This window comes from Bradyrhizobium sp. U531 (assembly GCF_051710265.1).
Taxonomy (GTDB): Bacteria; Pseudomonadota; Alphaproteobacteria; order Rhizobiales; family Xanthobacteraceae; genus Bradyrhizobium.
Window position 1 is genome coordinate 445,125 of record NZ_JASVEN010000004.1, and the last position, 16,325, is coordinate 461,449.

General features: G+C 65.1%; 18 protein-coding genes. 12 read left to right on the plus strand and 6 right to left on the minus strand.

Translation table 11 applies throughout. The features are described 5' to 3' along the window. Positions 1-30 precede the first annotated feature (30 nt). The 10 genes from QRQ56_RS21630 to QRQ56_RS21675 all read left to right on the plus strand — a co-directional run bounded on the left by QRQ56_RS21630 (position 31) and on the right by QRQ56_RS21675 (position 8,365). Positions 31-876, plus strand: a complete 846-nt coding sequence (locus QRQ56_RS21630) for an urease accessory protein UreD (RefSeq protein WP_438742892.1) — start codon at positions 31-33, stop codon at positions 874-876. A 37-nt stretch (positions 877-913) separates the two neighbouring features. Next, the gene (locus QRQ56_RS21635) at positions 914-1,216 is read left to right on the plus strand and encodes an urease subunit gamma (protein WP_007605424.1); all 303 of its coding nucleotides are present in this window, start codon (positions 914-916) and stop codon (positions 1,214-1,216) included. A 112-nt stretch (positions 1,217-1,328) separates the two neighbouring features. Then, positions 1,329-1,634 carry an urease subunit beta gene (locus QRQ56_RS21640; RefSeq protein ID WP_438742893.1) on the plus strand — a complete coding sequence of 102 codons (306 nt, stop codon included), beginning with the start codon at positions 1,329-1,331 and terminating at the stop codon, positions 1,632-1,634. Positions 1,635-1,637: 3 nt separating this feature from the next. After that, positions 1,638-2,177, plus strand: a complete 540-nt coding sequence (locus QRQ56_RS21645) for an HD domain-containing protein (RefSeq protein ID WP_438742894.1) — start codon at positions 1,638-1,640, stop codon at positions 2,175-2,177. A 34-nt stretch (positions 2,178-2,211) separates the two neighbouring features. Beyond that, positions 2,212-3,927, plus strand: coding sequence for an urease subunit alpha (gene ureC, locus QRQ56_RS21650; protein WP_438742895.1), 1,716 nt, complete (start codon positions 2,212-2,214; stop codon positions 3,925-3,927). A 129-nt stretch (positions 3,928-4,056) separates the two neighbouring features. Then, a complete protein-coding gene (locus QRQ56_RS21655) occupies positions 4,057-4,356 on the plus strand; it encodes a putative quinol monooxygenase (protein ID WP_438742896.1) in 300 nt (99 codons plus the stop codon). 11 nt (positions 4,357-4,367) lie between these two features. Then, positions 4,368-5,033: an urease accessory protein UreE gene (locus tag QRQ56_RS21660; RefSeq protein WP_438742897.1), complete on the plus strand. Its 666-nt coding sequence runs from the start codon at positions 4,368-4,370 to the stop codon at positions 5,031-5,033. Then, on the plus strand, positions 5,014-5,742 hold the full coding sequence (locus QRQ56_RS21665; protein ID WP_438743023.1) for an urease accessory protein UreF: 729 nt from the start codon (positions 5,014-5,016) through the stop codon (positions 5,740-5,742). The genes QRQ56_RS21660 and QRQ56_RS21665 overlap by 20 nt, the downstream gene beginning before the upstream one ends. Positions 5,743-5,783: 41 nt before the next feature. Next, on the plus strand, positions 5,784-6,407 hold the full coding sequence (gene ureG, locus QRQ56_RS21670) for an urease accessory protein UreG (RefSeq protein ID WP_008131868.1): 624 nt from the start codon (positions 5,784-5,786) through the stop codon (positions 6,405-6,407). A 296-nt stretch (positions 6,408-6,703) separates the two neighbouring features. Then, entirely contained in the window at positions 6,704-8,365 is a 1,662-nt protein-coding gene (locus tag QRQ56_RS21675; RefSeq protein ID WP_438742898.1) for a CHASE domain-containing protein, read from the plus strand. Here QRQ56_RS21675 and QRQ56_RS21680 read toward each other — a convergent pair. The 5 genes from QRQ56_RS21680 to QRQ56_RS21700 all read right to left on the minus strand — a co-directional run bounded on the left by QRQ56_RS21680 (position 8,362) and on the right by QRQ56_RS21700 (position 12,483). After that, the gene (locus QRQ56_RS21680; RefSeq protein ID WP_438742899.1) at positions 8,362-8,976 is read right to left on the minus strand and encodes a TetR/AcrR family transcriptional regulator; all 615 of its coding nucleotides are present in this window, start codon (positions 8,974-8,976) and stop codon (positions 8,362-8,364) included. The two genes, QRQ56_RS21675 and QRQ56_RS21680, sit on opposite strands and share 4 nt — an antisense overlap. A 74-nt stretch (positions 8,977-9,050) precedes the next feature. Then, complete coding sequence (locus tag QRQ56_RS21685; RefSeq protein ID WP_438742900.1) at positions 9,051-10,193, minus strand: OpgC domain-containing protein; 1,143 nt, start codon at positions 10,191-10,193, stop codon at positions 9,051-9,053. Between the two features lie 177 nt (positions 10,194-10,370). Next, complete coding sequence (locus QRQ56_RS21690) at positions 10,371-10,826, minus strand: hypothetical protein (RefSeq protein ID WP_438742901.1); 456 nt, start codon at positions 10,824-10,826, stop codon at positions 10,371-10,373. A gap of 95 nt (positions 10,827-10,921) precedes the next feature. Continuing rightward, a complete protein-coding gene (locus tag QRQ56_RS21695) occupies positions 10,922-11,293 on the minus strand; it encodes a DUF883 family protein (RefSeq protein ID WP_438742902.1) in 372 nt (123 codons plus the stop codon). A 77-nt stretch (positions 11,294-11,370) separates the two neighbouring features. Then, positions 11,371-12,483: an AI-2E family transporter gene (locus QRQ56_RS21700; protein WP_438742903.1), complete on the minus strand. Its 1,113-nt coding sequence runs from the start codon at positions 12,481-12,483 to the stop codon at positions 11,371-11,373. A 208-nt stretch (positions 12,484-12,691) separates the two neighbouring features. Here QRQ56_RS21700 and QRQ56_RS21705 point away from each other — a divergent pair, with 208 nt between their 5' ends. Then, complete coding sequence (locus QRQ56_RS21705) at positions 12,692-13,468, plus strand: L,D-transpeptidase (protein WP_438742904.1); 777 nt, start codon at positions 12,692-12,694, stop codon at positions 13,466-13,468. 17 nt (positions 13,469-13,485) lie between these two features. Next, entirely contained in the window at positions 13,486-14,139 is a 654-nt protein-coding gene (locus QRQ56_RS21710) for a DUF2865 domain-containing protein (RefSeq protein WP_438742905.1), read from the plus strand. A 53-nt stretch (positions 14,140-14,192) separates the two neighbouring features. On the opposite strand, the gene QRQ56_RS21715 is transcribed toward QRQ56_RS21710, so the two are convergent. Further along, positions 14,193-16,286 (minus strand): methyl-accepting chemotaxis protein, encoded by a 2,094-nt coding sequence (locus tag QRQ56_RS21715; RefSeq protein WP_438742906.1) that lies wholly within the window; start codon positions 16,284-16,286, stop codon positions 14,193-14,195. Between the last annotated feature and the right edge of the window lie 39 nt (positions 16,287-16,325).

Below are 16,325 nucleotides of genomic sequence, written 5' to 3' on the forward strand. Positions count from 1 at the left end.
AATTTCTGCCGCGACCGGCTGGGGAGGCGGATGCGCAGCGAACTATCAGCCAATTCTACCGACCTTGAGTCGACGGTTTTCGAGGCGAACCGCGCCCGTGGCGCGGTGCGCTTCGACGTGCACGCGCGCGATGGCGTGACGCGGCGCGGCAGCTTGCATGAGTCTGGCTCGCTGCGCGTGCGCTTTCCCTCGCCGGAAGGCGAGGGGCTATCCGGCGTGTTCGTCAATACCGCAGGCGGCGTCGCCGGCGGGGATAATTTCGATGTCGGGATCACGGCGGCCGAGGGTGCGCGCCTGACCCTGACGACGGCTGCTGCCGAAAAGGTCTACCGTGCTCCCGGCGCCGCAGCGCAGCTCAATATCGACCTGAAGGTTGCTGCGAGCGCGCATCTCGCCTGGCTGCCCCAGGAGACGATCCTGTTCGATCGCGCCCGGGTCCACCGCCGTTTCGATATCGAGCTCGATGATGCCGCCTCGCTCCTGCTTTGCGAGATAGTGGTGTTCGGCCGCACCGCCATGGGCGAGCGGATGCAGCAGGGCGAGTTCGTCGATCGCTGGCGGCTGCGCCGTGGCGGCAGGCTGGTGTTTGCCGAAACTGTTCGGCTCGACGGCAATATCGGCGCAAAGCTTTGGCGATCCGCCGTTGCCAACGGCGGTGCCGCGATCGGTACGGCGCTGATCGTGCCCGGTGACGAGGCACTGGTCGAGCGCATTCGCGAGGCCTCGGAATCGTTCTCCGGCGAGGTCGGAATCTCCGCGTGGAATGGCTTTGCAATGGCGCGGTTCTGTGCCCAAGATGCGGCGCGCTTGCGCGCCGACATGATGGCCGTGCTGGCGCGCACGGGTGCGGCGTTGCCGCGGCTGTGGCTGAACTAGTCGGCTGAATTGATGTGTTGAACGGAAGAGATGTTGCATGAACCTGTCTCCCCGCGAAAAGGACAAGCTTCTGATCTCGATGGCGGCGATCGTGGCGCGCCGACGGCTGGATCGCGGCGTCAAGCTCAACCATCCCGAGGCGATCGCGATCATCTCCGACTTCATTCTCGAGGGCGCACGCGACGGCCGCACCGTCGCCGAGTTGATGCAGTCCGGCGCGCAGGTTCTGACCCGCGACCAGGTGATGCCGGGAATCCCCGAGATGATCCACGACATCCAGGTCGAGGCGACTTTCCCGGACGGAACGAAGCTCGTCACCGTGCATGAGCCGATCCGTTAATTCAGATTCGTCATTCCGGGGCGCCCGCAGGGCGAACCCGGAATCCCGAGATTGTTGATCGAGATTCCGGGTTCTCGCTGCGCGAGCCCCGGAATGACAGAGGAAGACAGACATGATCCCCGGCGAACTCTTCATCCAGGACGGCGAGATCGAGCTCAATGCCGGCCGCAAGACCGTGACGCTGACGGTCGCCAACACCGGCGACCGCCCGATCCAGGTCGGCTCGCACTACCACTTCTTCGAGACCAACCCCGCGCTGAAATTCGACCGCAAGAAGTCCCGCGGCATGCGCCTCGACATCGCCGCCGGCACCGCCGTCCGCTTCGAGCCCGGCCAGACTCGCGACATTCAGCTCGTCGCCATGGCGGGGAAGAAGACCATCTACGGTTTTCGTGGCGAGGTGATGGGGAAGCTGTGAGTCATGCTGACTGCCGTCCGCCTGATCTCGGAAGCTGCTGAGCTGGCCGCGCGCCGGCACAATGGCATGGCGCGGAAGGGGCGCGGTAACGAGCCCTACATCAATCACCTCGCCGAGGTCGCGAACCTGCTGGCTACCGCGACCGATGGCGCCGATGCCGAGCTGGTCGCGGCCGGATGGCTGCACGATACGATCGAGGACACCGACACCACGCGCGAGGAGCTCGCGCAGAAGTTCTCCGAGCGTGTTGCTTCCCTCGTCGTCGAATGTACCGACGACATGAGTCTGCCGAAGGCAGCGCGGCGACAGAAACAGGTCGAGGATGTTCCGCACAAATCGCCGGGCGCCAAGCTGATCAAGATCGCCGACAAGATCAGCAATATCGGTGCGCGTATTCACGCCGACCCGACCACTGAGGAGCGCGGCGATCTCGCCGACTACGCCGGCTGGGCCGAGCAGGTTGTTGCCGGTTGCCGTGGCGGCAATCCGTGGCTCGATACGAAATTCGACGATGCCGTGAGAGCAGCGAGGGCTTCGCTGTGAACAGTCAGAAATTCAAACGCAAACGGGGCTTGTGATGTCCGTCAAAATCAAACGTTCCGTCTATGCCGACATGTTCGGCCCCACCACCGGCGACAGGGTGCGGCTGGCCGACACCGATCTCATCATCGAGGTGGAAAAGGATTTCACCATCTATGGCGAGGAGGTGAAGTTCGGCGGCGGCAAGGTGATCCGCGACGGCATGGGGCAGTCGCAGGTGACGAACAAGCAGGGCGCGGCCGACACGGTCATCACCAATGCGCTGATCGTCGATCACTGGGGCATCGTGAAGGCCGATGTCGCCATCAAGGACGGCATGATCGCAGGCATCGGCAAGGCCGGCAATCCCGACATCCAGCCCGGCGTCACCATCATCATTGGTCCCGGCACCGACGTGATCGCGGGCGAAGGAAAAATCCTGACCGCCGGCGGCTTCGACAGCCACATCCATTTCATCTGCCCGCAGCAGATCGAGCACGCGCTGATGTCCGGCGTCACCTCTATGCTGGGCGGCGGCACCGGCCCGTCGCACGGCACCTTCGCCACCACCTGTACGCCCGGCCCCTGGCACATGGGGCGGATGATCCAGTCGTTCGATGCTTTCCCGGTCAATCTCGGCATCTCCGGCAAGGGCAATGCCTCGCGCCCCGCTGCGCTGGTCGAGATGATCAAGGGCGGTGCCTGCGCGCTGAAGCTGCATGAGGACTGGGGCACGACGCCGGCCGCGATCGACAATTGCCTGTCCGTGGCCGACGATCACGATATCCAGGTCATGCTGCACTCCGACACGCTGAACGAATCCGGCTTCGTCGAGGACACCATCAAGGCGTTCAAGGGCCGCACCATCCACGCCTTCCACACCGAGGGTGCCGGCGGCGGTCACGCCCCTGACATCATCAAGGTCGCGGGCCTGAAGAACGTGCTGCCGTCCTCGACCAATCCGACGCGGCCCTTCACCCGCAACACCATCGACGAGCATCTGGACATGCTGATGGTGTGTCACCACCTCGATCCCTCCATTGCGGAAGATCTTGCCTTCGCCGAGAGCCGCATCCGCAAGGAGACCATCGCGGCCGAAGATATCCTGCACGACCTCGGCGCGCTCTCGATGATGTCCTCGGACTCGCAAGCCATGGGCCGTCTAGGCGAGGTCATCATCCGAACCTGGCAGACCGCCGACAAGATGAAGAAGCAGCGCGGATCGCTGCCGCAGGACAAGGGCAAGGACAACGACAATTTCCGCGTCAAGCGTTACATCGCCAAGTACACGATCAACCCCGCGATCGCCCACGGCGTCTCGAAGCTGATCGGCTCGGTGGAGAAGGGCAAGCTCGCCGATCTCGTGCTGTGGTCGCCCGCCTTCTTCGGCGTCAAGCCGGACTGCATCGTCAAGGGCGGTATGATCGTCGCGGCGCCCATGGGCGATCCCAACGCCTCGATCCCGACGCCGCAGCCGGTGCACTACCAGCCGATGTTCGGCGCCTTCGGCAAGGCGCGCACGGCATCGTCCGTCGTTTTCACCTCGAAGGCCGCGATCACCGGTGGGCTCGCGCGAAAGCTCGGCATCGAGAAGAAGCTCTACGCGGTGCAGAACACCCGCAGCAAGATCTCGAAGAAAAGCATGATCCACAACGACGCCACGCCCAATATCGAGGTCGATCCGGAGACCTACGAGGTGCGCGCCGATGGTGAGTTGCTTACCTGCGCTCCGGCGGAGGTGCTGCCCATGGCACAGCGATATTTCATGTACTGAAATAGCGCCTTGACGCATGTCCCCGGCAGGCGTCCGGGGACGGCTTTTCCGGTTTTGCGTTCGATCCCGCCTGGTCTAATGTCCCGCCGGGTATTGAACCCTTCAGAAGAAAAGCCGGGAGGATTTCTCGTGATCTACGTCGTTGCCACCCTGACCATCAAGCCCGAAACGCGCGCCGAATTCATTGCAGCGGCCACCGCCTGCATCAAGGAGACGCGGAAAGAGCCCGGCAATATCGCCTATGACATGCACGAGAGCGTCACGGACCCCGCCAAGATGGTGTTCGTCGAGCAGTGGGAGAATGCCGAGGCGCTGGTGCCGCATCGCGCCATGGAGCACATGAAGACATTCGGCCGCGTCGCGGTGAAGTGCTTCACGGCGCCTCCGAAGATCGAAGTGATCACGCCCGAGAAGGTCGAGACAAGGTAACGAGGTAAAGCATGATCCGGGCGACGCAGGTCAAGGGACAGCACCGCTTCACGGAAGCGCCGGTGGATACGGTCGTACTCGATTTCGACGACCGGCACCGCCGCCGCATGGCGATGACGGGAACGCGGGGTCTCGAATTCCTGCTCGACCTCGAGAATGCCGTCGCGCTCCGCGGCGGAGATGCGCTGGTGCTGGAGGACGGCCGGCTGGTCGAAGTGGTCGCGGCGCCAGAGCCGCTGCTCGAGATCCGCGGCCGCGATCCGCACCATCTCATCCGCGTCGGCTGGCATCTCGGCAACCGCCATCTGCCGACCCAGATCATGGCCAAGGCCCTGCGCATTCGCCGCGATCACGTCATCGAGGCCATGGTGAAGGGCCTCGGCGCGCGCGTGATCGAGATCGAGGCGCCGTTCGATCCCGAAGGCGGCGCCTATGCCGACGCCGGCCACGCGCATGGCCACGACGACCACGCGCATCACGATCACGGTCATCACGATCACGGGCATCATCACGATCATGGCCACGATCACCATGATCATGATCACCACGGCCACGATCATCAGCACCATGGCCATGCTGCACACGACCACGGGCACGATCATCACCATCACCACGACGAGCATTGCGACCATCCCGACCATCACCACGGCCACACGCATGCTCATGACCACAAATGAGCCGGTCGGCGCCGGCGGCCTCGATGAAAGCGACGCCGCGGCGCTGTACCGGCTGATGACCTGGCTGTCGCCGGCGTTTCCGGTCGGCGGCTTCTCCTATTCCAGCGGCATCGAATGGGCGGTCGAGGCGGGCGACATCGTCGACACGGTGACGTTGGCCGATTGGCTCGACGCGATGCTCGGTGACGGCTCCGGCTTTTGTGACGCCACGTTTCTGGTCCATGCCTATCGTGCCGCGGAGGCGGACGAGAAGCGGACTTTGAGCGAGATCGCCGAACTCGCCAGCGCCTTCGTGCCGTCGCGCGAGCGGCAGCTGGAGACGAGCTCGCAGGGCCGCGCCTTCATCGATATCGCCCGCGCCGCGTGGGATGCCGAGGGACTGGATGCCATGGTCGCGGCGTGCCACACGCCATTGGTATATCCGGTCGCGGTTGGCGTCGTCGCAGCCTTGCACGGCGTGCCGCTGGCGCCGACGCTGCACGCCTTCCTGCATGCTGTCGTCTCGAACTGGATTTCCGCCGCAAGCCGCCTCGTTCCGCTCGGCCAGACCGACAGCCAGCGTGTGCTGGTGAGGCTGGAAGCCGCGGTGGCCGCCACTGCGAATCGTGCGCTGAATGCGACATTGGACGATCTCGGCAGCGCGACCTTCCGCGCCGATCTCGCCAGCCTCAGGCACGAGACACAATATACGCGGCTGTTCCGCTCGTGAGAGCGGCGCGGCCCTCAACCCATCGAGAGCGAGCGAATCACATGTCGAAATCTCACGGCCCTCTACGTGTCGGCGTCGGCGGCCCGGTCGGATCGGGCAAGACCGCGCTGATGGACCTGCTCTGCAAGACCATGCGCGAGCGCTACGACATCGCCGCAATCACCAACGACATCTACACCAAATGGGATGCGGAGTTCCTGGTGCGGTCGGGCTCGCTGACGCCGGACCGCATCGCCGGCGTCGAGACCGGCGGCTGCCCGCACACCGCCATCCGCGAGGATGCCTCGATGAATCTCGCCGCGGTCGCGGACATGCGCGCCAAGTTTCCCGGGCTCGATCTCGTGCTGATCGAGTCAGGTGGCGACAATCTCGCTGCCACTTTTTCCCCGGAGCTGGCCGACCTCACCATCTATGTGATCGACGTGGCCGCCGGTGACAAGATCCCGTCCAAGGGCGGCCCGGGCATCACCCGGTCCGATCTTCTGGTCATCAACAAGATCGACCTCGCCCCCCATGTCGGCGCCTCCCTGGAGAAGATGGATACCGATGCCCGCCGCATGCGCGGCGAGCGTCCCTTCGTCATGACCAACCTGAAGAAGAGCGAGGGGCTCGACCGCATCGTCGGCTTCATCGAGGCCAAAGGCGGCCTGAAACGGGCGGGCTGACGGCGCGACGAACTGGCGCACGGGTTTTGAGCCGTTAACCCTGGCGACCGAGCCCGCGAGGACGGAACAAATTTCGGACACGGCGATTAATTACCTCCGGTGCCCGGGCCAATCATCCCGGCCTGACCATCGGCCGGGCGGATCAAGCTTTTCAGGCGAGCCACGTTGCGTACCGATGTCTCCTCCTCCATTATCACCGTCACTGAGATTCACCCTGCTTCGGCACATGGCCGTTCGAGCGGCGTTCATATGCTCTCTGTTTATTGCCGACCTCCCGCTTTCGCCTGAGTAGTCGCGTGGTCCGGCTGGGTTTCATCATCGGTTTCATTGCTCTGCTCGGAGCCTTGCTCTCCGGGCTTGCGGCCTATCGCGTCCACGACCAGGAGCTGGCGCTGGACCGGATTGCGCTCGCGCGTGCGATCGACGTTCACGCCAGCCTGGTCCAGGATCGGCTCACCGAGCGCGAGCTGCTCGCGCGTGTCGCCTCAGGCTTGTTCCGTGCGCCATCGGTGATCAAGCCGAACATGCTGGAGCCGCTGCGCTCGGCCATCTACGCCTTCAAGACGGATTTCGTGGTGGCCGGCTGGATCGCCCGGATAAAGCCGGATGAGCTGACCGCGGCGCAGGCGGCCATCGGGGGCGCGGGCTTCCCGAATCCGAAGATCCGCAGCTATGACGACAAGCCGATCAATCCGGCCGACGTCTCCGGGCCGATCGACGTGCTGCTGGATCTCGAGCCGCGCAGCGACGAGACCAAGGCGCTGCCGGGCCGCAGCTATGATCAGGACCAGGTTCGCAGCGCCATGCTGACGCGCGCCCGGACCGAGAAGAGGTCGGTGGCTTCGGATCCGATCAGGCTGCTGCGCGGAAACGGACCGGTCGGGATCATCGTGGCGGCGCCCGTCATCCCCGAGGGGGCAACCGAGCCGGCCGGGTTCGTCACGTTCTCCTACGAGCTCGCCTCGCTGATGTTGACCAATGACGACATGTCGTTGTTCTCGGTCGCGCTGAAGGATCCACGCAAGGAAGGCGGCGAGCTGATCGCCAACGACCAGGGCGTCGTCTCGACGCGCGCGCCGTCGGCGGAGGGGGCGGCCCCATCGGCGACGCGCACGGTGAGCTTCGGTGCCCGCGACTGGCAGCTCGGCTATTACGCCAAGACGAACTCGGTGCGACGCGCGGAGCAGACCGCGATCATCGTGGCGGCGATCGGCTTTGCGATCACCGCGATGGTGTGCGGCCTGTTCGGTTATGTCGCCTACAACAATCTGCGTCTCAGCCGAGAGATCCAGGTCAGGATCGGCTTCGAGCGCCGGCTCACCGCGGTCATCGACGAGCTCAATCACCGGGTCAAGAACATCCTGGCGGTGATCCAGTCGATCGTGACGCGCACCTTGCGCCACGGCTCGGATATCGACGTCGCGCGCGAGCTTCTGATTGGACGCATCCACGCCATGTCCAACGTGGTCTCGCTGCTCAGCGAGAGCCAGTGGCAGGGTGTCAAGCTGAAAGGCCTGTTCGAAGCGCGGGCCATCCCGCATGCCGACCGCATCGCCGTGACCGGTCCCGATATCGCGGTCAGTGCACGCGCAGCGCAAAGCCTCTCGCTGCTGTTCTTCGAGCTCGCCTCGCATTCCGACGAGGGCCTGTCGCTGGTTGGAAAGCATCCGCACATCACCGCCGGCTGGACGGTGACGGGCGAGGAGCCCAACGAGGTCTTCCAATTCCGCTGGGAGGAGTTGAACACCAGCGAGGCGACGCGCCGTCCCGATTCCGATTTCGGCCTGATCCTGCTCGACCGCGTCGCGCCCGAGGCGCTCGGCGGCACCGCCAAGCGCTATTTCACCGACGCATCCTACGTCTATGAGCTGACGGCGCCGATGGAGACGGTGGTCGACATGACCGAACGCGATCGCACCGACAAGATCTCGGCGCCGATACGGCCTGCGCGAGGCTAGGCCTTCGGCCGCAACACCAGGTCGACCAGATTGCGTGCGAAGGCCGGCGTGATCGGCGCGATGCCGAAGACATAGCGATAGAACAGGCCGCCATAGATTGCGTCGTAGAGATCCGTGGCGGGCCCCTCGGCCAGGATGCTGCCGTCGTGCTGGCCCGCCGCGATCATCTCCACCAGCGCGTCGCGGCGGAATTGCAGATAGCGGGCGTAGAACAGTTCGGCGGAGCCGGTCTTTGCGATGCATTCGGAGATGACGGCGAGCTGAACCTTGCCGAATTCGCCCTGGAGCGCTTCGGCATAGGCGGTGGCATGGCGGCGGGCGCGCGCCGCCGGGCTCCCGGAACTCTCGGGGGGCAGCGGCAGCATCTGCGCGGCATGCTGAAGAAAGGCGTCGATCAAAAGCGCCTCGCGCGACGGCCACCATTTGTAGATCGTCATCTTGGAGACGCCGGAATGGCGCGCGACCGCGTCGATGGTGGTGGCGGCAAGGCCCGTGGAGGCCATCAGCACATAGGCGCTTTCGAGAATGGCGTTGCTGGTCTCGATCGATCGGGGCCGGCCGCGCCGGGGGGCACTGCCGGCCCCGTCATCCCCGCCATTCGCCGTCACCACGCCCGGTCTCCTCGCGCAACTCGTCCTTTACCGGGATAGCGCAGCGGCGGCGGTCAACCTAGCGGAATCGCGCTTCAGGCCTGCTGCCGCAAGGCCGCGGGCAGGTCCTGCCATTTCGACCAGGCGATATAATAGGCCACCGCGGTCATTGCGGCGAAGCCGGCGAGGCTGACCACGATCTGCATCACCACCAGATTGGCGCTGGTGATCAGGATGAGATGGCCGGCGAAGGACAGGAACACGCCGACGCAGAACACGGCGAGCCATTCCTCGCCGCATTTGATCACCGCCTGGAGCGGCTTCAGCTGCAGGCCGGGATGATCGGCCGGGATGAGATGGGTCGCCAGCAGAGCCAGCGCGAGGAAGTGCACCACGCGGTAGGGCGCGAGGTTTTCCTTGTCGGTCGGCGCTATGCTGCCGAGCAGAACATCCGGCAGGTAAGCGGACAATGTCGGCGAATGGCGCAGCAAGGTGACGGCCATCGCGAATATGAGATAGCTCCCTGCGAGTATCCGCAGCCAGCTCATCTCGCGCAGCACGCGTCCCGATGCGCCCGTCACGGCGAACCAGCCCCCGAGCACCATCAGCATCTGCCAGCACAGCGGATTGAAGGTCCATTCCTGGTCCGGATAGACCCGAAAATTCCAGTCGAACCAGCGTGCGGCAAGATAGAGCGCGACCGATGCCGCCAGCGTCACGTTCGGCCGCCGCAACAAGCCCCACAGCGCGAAAGGGAAAAAGGCCATGAGCGGGATCATCAATTGCAGCAGGTCGAGGTTCAGCGGCTCTTCCTGGAGCACGAGTCCGCGGACCAGGATGCGCAGCGGATGCTCGAGAATTCCGGAAATATTGTACTCGTGGATGATCTCCGGGGCCATCGACTGCGAGGCGACGTAGGCGATGGTGTCGATGTAGATCACGAACAGTACGACATAGGCGGCATAGAGCCGCCAGACGCGGCGGAAAATGCGCGTCGCCGCGACGAGATAGCCGCGCTCCAGCGCGATCCGGCCGTGGATGATCGCAACGCCGTAGCCCACCACGAATACGAACAGGTCGGCGGCGCCGCTGAAGCCGAAATTGCGCAGCGTCAGCAGGTTGACGATGTTGTTCGGGATATGGTCGACGAACACCGACCAATTGGCGATGCCGAGCGTCAAATACAGCCTGGCGTCATGATGGAATGCGGCAAGGTTCGCCTGGACGGATGGCTTCATTGAGTAAAATAGCTTTGAGAATCAGGATGCTGCTTTTAGCGGCAACGGCCTGCCCGTCCGAGTAGCGTTTGCGTGAGCGGGGGGCAGGACGCTCAGATTTCGCAGCGCTGGCCAATGGATACCGCCCTGCGCCCGCTCGTGTCGTCCCAAGCAGTTTTTTCTGAAGTGACCTTGTCCTCATTCGGCCGGTTCGGCCGATACCTCGTCGGACACGCCGGCGCGGCTCGCCATGATGCCGAGGGCAACGCCGCCGATCGCCAGGATCGGCAACAGCCGCTTGATCCCGATAGCGCGCGCGATCTGGAGCCCGGTGGCGAGCAGCATGGGGTCGGCGAGCATGCTCTGCGCCGCCGACTTCGCCGCACGCTCAGCCGCGATCTGGGCTTGCTTGCGCAACTCCCGCTTGTAGGCCCAATAGCTCACCGCTGCGACCAGGGTGAGGAGAAAGAAGACGCCGGCGCCGGCGAGGCAGGCTTGCACCGGACCATATTTGTCGAGCACGGAGATGAAGGCTGCCGCGCAAAGAAAGCAGGTTGTGATGAACAAAGCGAACGCCGCGCCTGCTGCCAGGGAGGTCAGGCGGACAGTCGTGCCGGTGGATGCGCTGAGTCCGTCGATGATGCGCTGAAACATGGCCTTGCTCCTCAGATCCCCAACAAGCCGTATCGTCCGCCAGCCGGCATCGGCGGCGCCAGCAGCGCCGCCGTCTTAACCTCTATTTGCGCGTCCTACCGGCGCCAGGCGGCGCCGATCAGGAAGCCGATCCCGAGCGCGAGGCCGACCGTCGCGAGCGGCCGCTGCGTGATCGCGTCTTCGAGCGTCTCCTCGACCGATCCGTAGGCCTCGTGGGCCGCGTCCATCATCGCGCTGCCGCGGTCCGACATGTCGTCCATCGCTGTGTCCATGTTCTCGCGCGCCTGGCGGTAGCCGCGGCGGGCCTGCCGGCTCGTTGAGCTGGCGAAGGTGTTGAGCGCATCGGTGATCTGGTCGGTGAGGGCGGCGATATCGCTTTTCACGGCTGCTACATCCTTTTCGAGGCGTTCTCTGGTGGCTTTGTCGGTCCAGTCTCTCATCCCGGCTTCGGCATTCGTCGTGGACATCGGGAGCTCCGAACTGTTGCGGCTGAGATAGCCGGAAAACGTTTCGTCACCGGGGAAGTTCCGTTCATGGAAACCGCTCAGCCCTGCGGAAGCTGCGGCGCATCCGTCGGCAAAAGATGCTCCTTCAGGATCAGCGCGACGATCAGGAGCGGGGACGACAGGAAAGCGCCCATCGGGCCCCAGAGCCAGGTCCAGAACGCGAGCGCGAGCAGCACGGCGAGCGCGTTCAGCGCCAGCCGTCGTCCGATGATCGTCGGCGTGACGAAGTGTCCCTCCATGAAGGTGATGCCGCCGAAGGCGAGCGCCGCCACCAGGCCGCCGCCGAGGGTCGGGAAGGCGACTACCCCTACCACCACCAGAACCGCGAACATCGCGACCGGCCCGATGATCGGGATGAAGTTGAGGGTTGCCGCGAGCGCGCCGAGCCCTGCCGCGTTTGGCATGCCTGTGACCGCACAGACGATGCCGGTGGCAACGCCGACGCCGACATTGATGATCGTGACGGTCAGGAGGTAGTTGCCGAGATGGACCTCGATCTCGTTGAGGATCCGGAGCGTGCGCAGCCGCGCGTTGCGGTCGCTGAAGGTCATGATCAGCGCCCGGCGCAGCTCGCCCCAGCTCGCCACGAACAGGATCAGAGTCGCGAAGAACAGCAGGAATTCGGCGAAAGTCGGTGACAGGAATTCCAGCGTCGGCTGCACCCATTCGAACTTCGGCAGCTGGAAGTCCGGCAGCCCCTCCGAGCCGCCGACCATGGTTTGCAGCTCGCGCCACAATGCCAGCGGCCGGTCGAACACGTGCAGCTTCTCCTTCAATTGCCCGCCGAGCTCCGGCAGGCGCGTGCTGTATTCGATGGCGGGGGAGGCGATCAGCGCGACGACGAAGGTAACCACGGCGGTCACCGTGATCACGATCAGGATAGCGCCGAGGCTGCGCGGGACCTTCCTCCGCTCGAGGAAGCTCGCGGCGGGAGACAGCATGGTACCGGTAACGAAGGCCATCACGACAGGCAGGAAGAACGCCTTGCCGACATAGAGCACGGTGACGATGGCGATCAGCAGGAGCCCGGCCAGCGCGAAGGCCACGAACTCCGTGCGGCGGATCACCGGCGGCTGCTCGGCATGGCTGTCTGGAAGCGGGTCGCCTTCGCCGTGGCCGGGAGTCAGACGTTCACTGGGAAGGACGCGCACAATTTCTCTCCCGCACGGAAGCTGCTCCGCACGCCCATTCTACGACCGATAATGCGCGAACCGCTCTACGGGTTCCATCGCGGCTTCGTGAACGATTGCTCTCTTGACTGTGACACGGCCGCCGCGCCCTGCGCCGGAACTTGCGGTGCCCTCGCGGAGTTCATTGGGCAGCGCATCACCCTGATGCACAGATCTCATGGGGCAGCACATGACAAAGTTCTCTGCAGTCCGTCGCAGCTTTTCGCCGCGCGCCGTCACCGCCTTCGCCTTTGCAACCGCTCTGCTCGCCGTGCCGTTCGGCGGCGCCAGCGCGCAGAGCTTCGGCTATGCGCCAATGCAGCCGCAGGGCTATCCGCAGGACCCATCCTATTCGCAAGGCGCAGTCAACGAGGCGCCGCAGGCGGCCGACGAGGACGCCCAGCTGCCCGATCGCCTGCGCAAGCAGGTCGTCGGCTTCGATCGCAGCGAGCCGGCCGGCACCATCGTGATCGACACCAACAATACCTATCTCTATTACGTGCTCGGCAACGGCCGGGCCATCCGCTACGGCGTCGGCGTCGGCCGCGAGGGCTTCACCTGGTCGGGCGTGCAGAGCGTCAGCCGCAAGGCGGAGTGGCCGGACTGGCATCCGCCGGCAGAAATGATCGCACGGCAGCCCTATCTGCCGCGCTTCGTTGCCGGCGGCCCCGGCAACCCGCTCGGTGCGCGCGCGATGTATCTCGGCTCCAGCGAATACCGCATTCACGGCACCAACGATCCCTCCACGATCGGCAAGTTCGTTTCCTCCGGCTGCATCCGCATGACCAACGAGGACGTCACCGACTTGTTCGGCCGCGTCAATGTCGGCGCCAAGGTCGTGGTGCTGCCGAAGAATGCGCCGCTGATGGCCAGGGGTGGCGACCCCGCGCGCAAGCGCCCGGTCGTGACGACGCTGCCCTCGGGCCGGCAGGCCCTGAATATCTCGGCGTCGTCGGCTGTGAACTAGGAGTTCGGTGAGGTCCCATGAGTAAACGCTCGATCGGCAAACTGACCTTGGGCACGGCGGCAATGCTCGCCGTCACCGTCTCGGGTCTTGCGCTGGCGCCGTCGGCGCATGCGGAAGATTTCTTCTCGGCACTGTTCGGCGGCTTCCGGACGCGGCCGCCGCCGGAAATCCGGACGCCTTTCCCGAACGACGACATGCCGCGCTATGACATGCCGCGCCAGCGCGCGTCCTATGGCGGCGGCACGGCCTATTGCGTGCGCGGCTGCGATGGCCGCTACTTCCCGGCGCAAGGCAACGATGCCGAAAGCAAGGCGCAATCCTGCAAGAGCTTCTGCCCGACGGCAGAGACCTCGCTGGTCTATGGCGGCAACATCGACGACGCCACGACCGACAAGGGCAAGGCCTATTCCGAATTGCCCAACGCGTTTCGCTATCGCAACGAGATCGTCGCGGGCTGCACCTGCGACGGCAAGGATCCGGCCGGGCTCGCGCAGGTCAAGGTCGACGATGATCCCACCTTGCGCAAGGGCGACATCGTTGCCGGCGCCGAGGGGCTCGTGGTCGCCAACCGCAATGCCAACGATCGCCGCGGCGTCGCGATGAATTTCTCGCCGCTGCCGGAATCGGTGCGTGCCAGATTCCGCCAGGTGCCGGTGGTGGCGAAGGAGTAGCGGCACATTTCAACGAGGCGCCGCGCCGTTGCGCCGCCCTCAACCGTTGTCCCTTACGCCGCGCGGATCTTGCCCAGGAAGTCGCTGACCTGATGGCCGAGCTGGCGGCTCTGGGTCTCCAGCGTCTCCGAGGCCTGCTTGACATTGTCCGCGGCACCGGCGGCGGTGTCGGCGTCGGCCTTCACGCCCGTGATGTTGTCCGAGACGTTCTTGGTGCCCTGCGCCGCATATTGCGTGCTGCGGGTGATCTCCTGGGTCGCCGCGCCCTGTTCCTGCACGGCGGCGGCGATCGCGGTTGCGACCTCGTTGACCTCGCCGATGATGCCGCCGATCGCCTGGATCGCGTTGATGGCATCGCCGGCGACCTTCTGGATGTCGGCGATCTGCTCGGAAATCTCCTCGGTGGCCTTCGCGGTCTGGCTCGCCAGTGACTTCACCTCGGAGGCGACGACGGCAAAGCCGCGGCCGGCTTCGCCGGCGCGAGCGGCCTCGATCGTGGCGTTCAAGGCCAGCAGATTGGTCTGTGCCGCGATGGTGTTGATCAGCCCGACCACTTCGCCGATGCGTCCGGCCGACTGCGCCAGCCCCTGCACGGTGCCGTCGGTCTCGCGCGCCTGATTGACGGCGCGGCTGGCGATGCCTGCGGCGTGAGCGGCCTGCTGGCTGATGTCGTTGATCGAGGCCGAGAGCTCCTCGGCGGCGGCGGCGACGCTCTCGACGCTGGTCGAGGCCTCGTGCGAGGCCTTGCCTGCGATCTCCACGCGCTCATTGGTCTGGCGCGACACCGCGGACAAATCGCCCGAGGTCTTGCGCATTTCGCCGGATGCTTCGCTCAATTCGCCTAGCGACTTGCGCACGACGCCTTCGAACTCGCCGACATAGGCTTCCATCGCGCGCTGGCGCGCGGCAGCGCCCGCGTTGCGCTCGCGCTCCTGCTCCTCGATCTTGAGCTTGTCGATGGCCTGCTGCTTGAAGGTTTCCAGCGCGCCCGCGAGCGAGCCGATCTCGTCCTGGCGGTCGAGATAGCCGCTGTCGACGGAGAGATCGCCGCCGGCGACCTTGAGCATGGCGTCGCGGATCCGGTGCAGCGGCGTGATCACGCGGCGGCTGACCGCGAGCATGGCGGCACCCGTCAGGACGATCGCGGCGATGAGCAAGGCGGTGTTGACGATCAGCGACTGCATCGCCGCGGCCCGCTGCGCGGCGGAGTGGTCCTTGGCGGACTGCAGGGCGGCGTCGGCGAGCCTCACCGCGGTCATCATGCGGGGCACCGAATAGGGGCTCCACTGGTTGGCGGTCATGGACGGCTTCTCGCCCTTGGCGACCGTCGTGATGATGCCGTCGCGTGTGGCGGCGTATTGCGGATCGAAATAGGTCGACTTGGTTTCGGTGATCGCGGCCGCCAGCGCCGGCGGCAATTGCATGCCGGAGGCGGCGAGCTCGATCGCGGTCCAGGCGGCGTCGGTGCCGCCGACGAATTTGGTGTAGGCTAGCTGCACTTCCGGCGCGATCTTGCCGGCGTTGATCGCGTTACCGACGATCTGCGAGGACTCGCCGGCGGTGTTGCGGAGCAGCCAGGCCATCTGCTTGATGGTCAGGAGCTGGTCGATGGTCGCGTCCTGGTGGTTGACGCTGGCCGCGAGTGCGACCGCGAGCTTTTCGAGCTGCGCCATCAGGGTATCTTCGGTCGCGACATATTCCTTGGCGAGGCCTGCGCGGCGCTCCGCCTTGGGCTTGACGACTTCGGTCCAGAATTCGGCCTGGGCGGCCAGAAGCGTCTTGTTCAGCGTGCCGAGGTCGGCAAGGAACACCTCGCGCTGGGCGATATCGGTCGTGGGCAGGATCTCGAGCGTGCCAGCCAGCGCCGGCATCAGGGCGCCGCGGATCTCGCGGATGTATTTCTCGATGTCCTTGTCCATCGCGACATCGGAGGTGAGCTGGCGATTGCTGGTCGAGCGATCGGCCCGGATGTTGGCCATCGCCTTGAACACTTCGGCCGACGCGGCCGAAACCGCGACGATCCGGTTGGCTTGCTGAAGCCGGCCCCACGAGCTCCACGCGTTGATCGAGAAGCCGATGACGACGACGAACGCGGTGGAAAGAATCACCGCCTTCAGCAGCGTGGATACGGTCAAGCGGTTGAGCATCGGAACACCCCTGGGGTACGCAAGTCGAGTCGTGGCCCT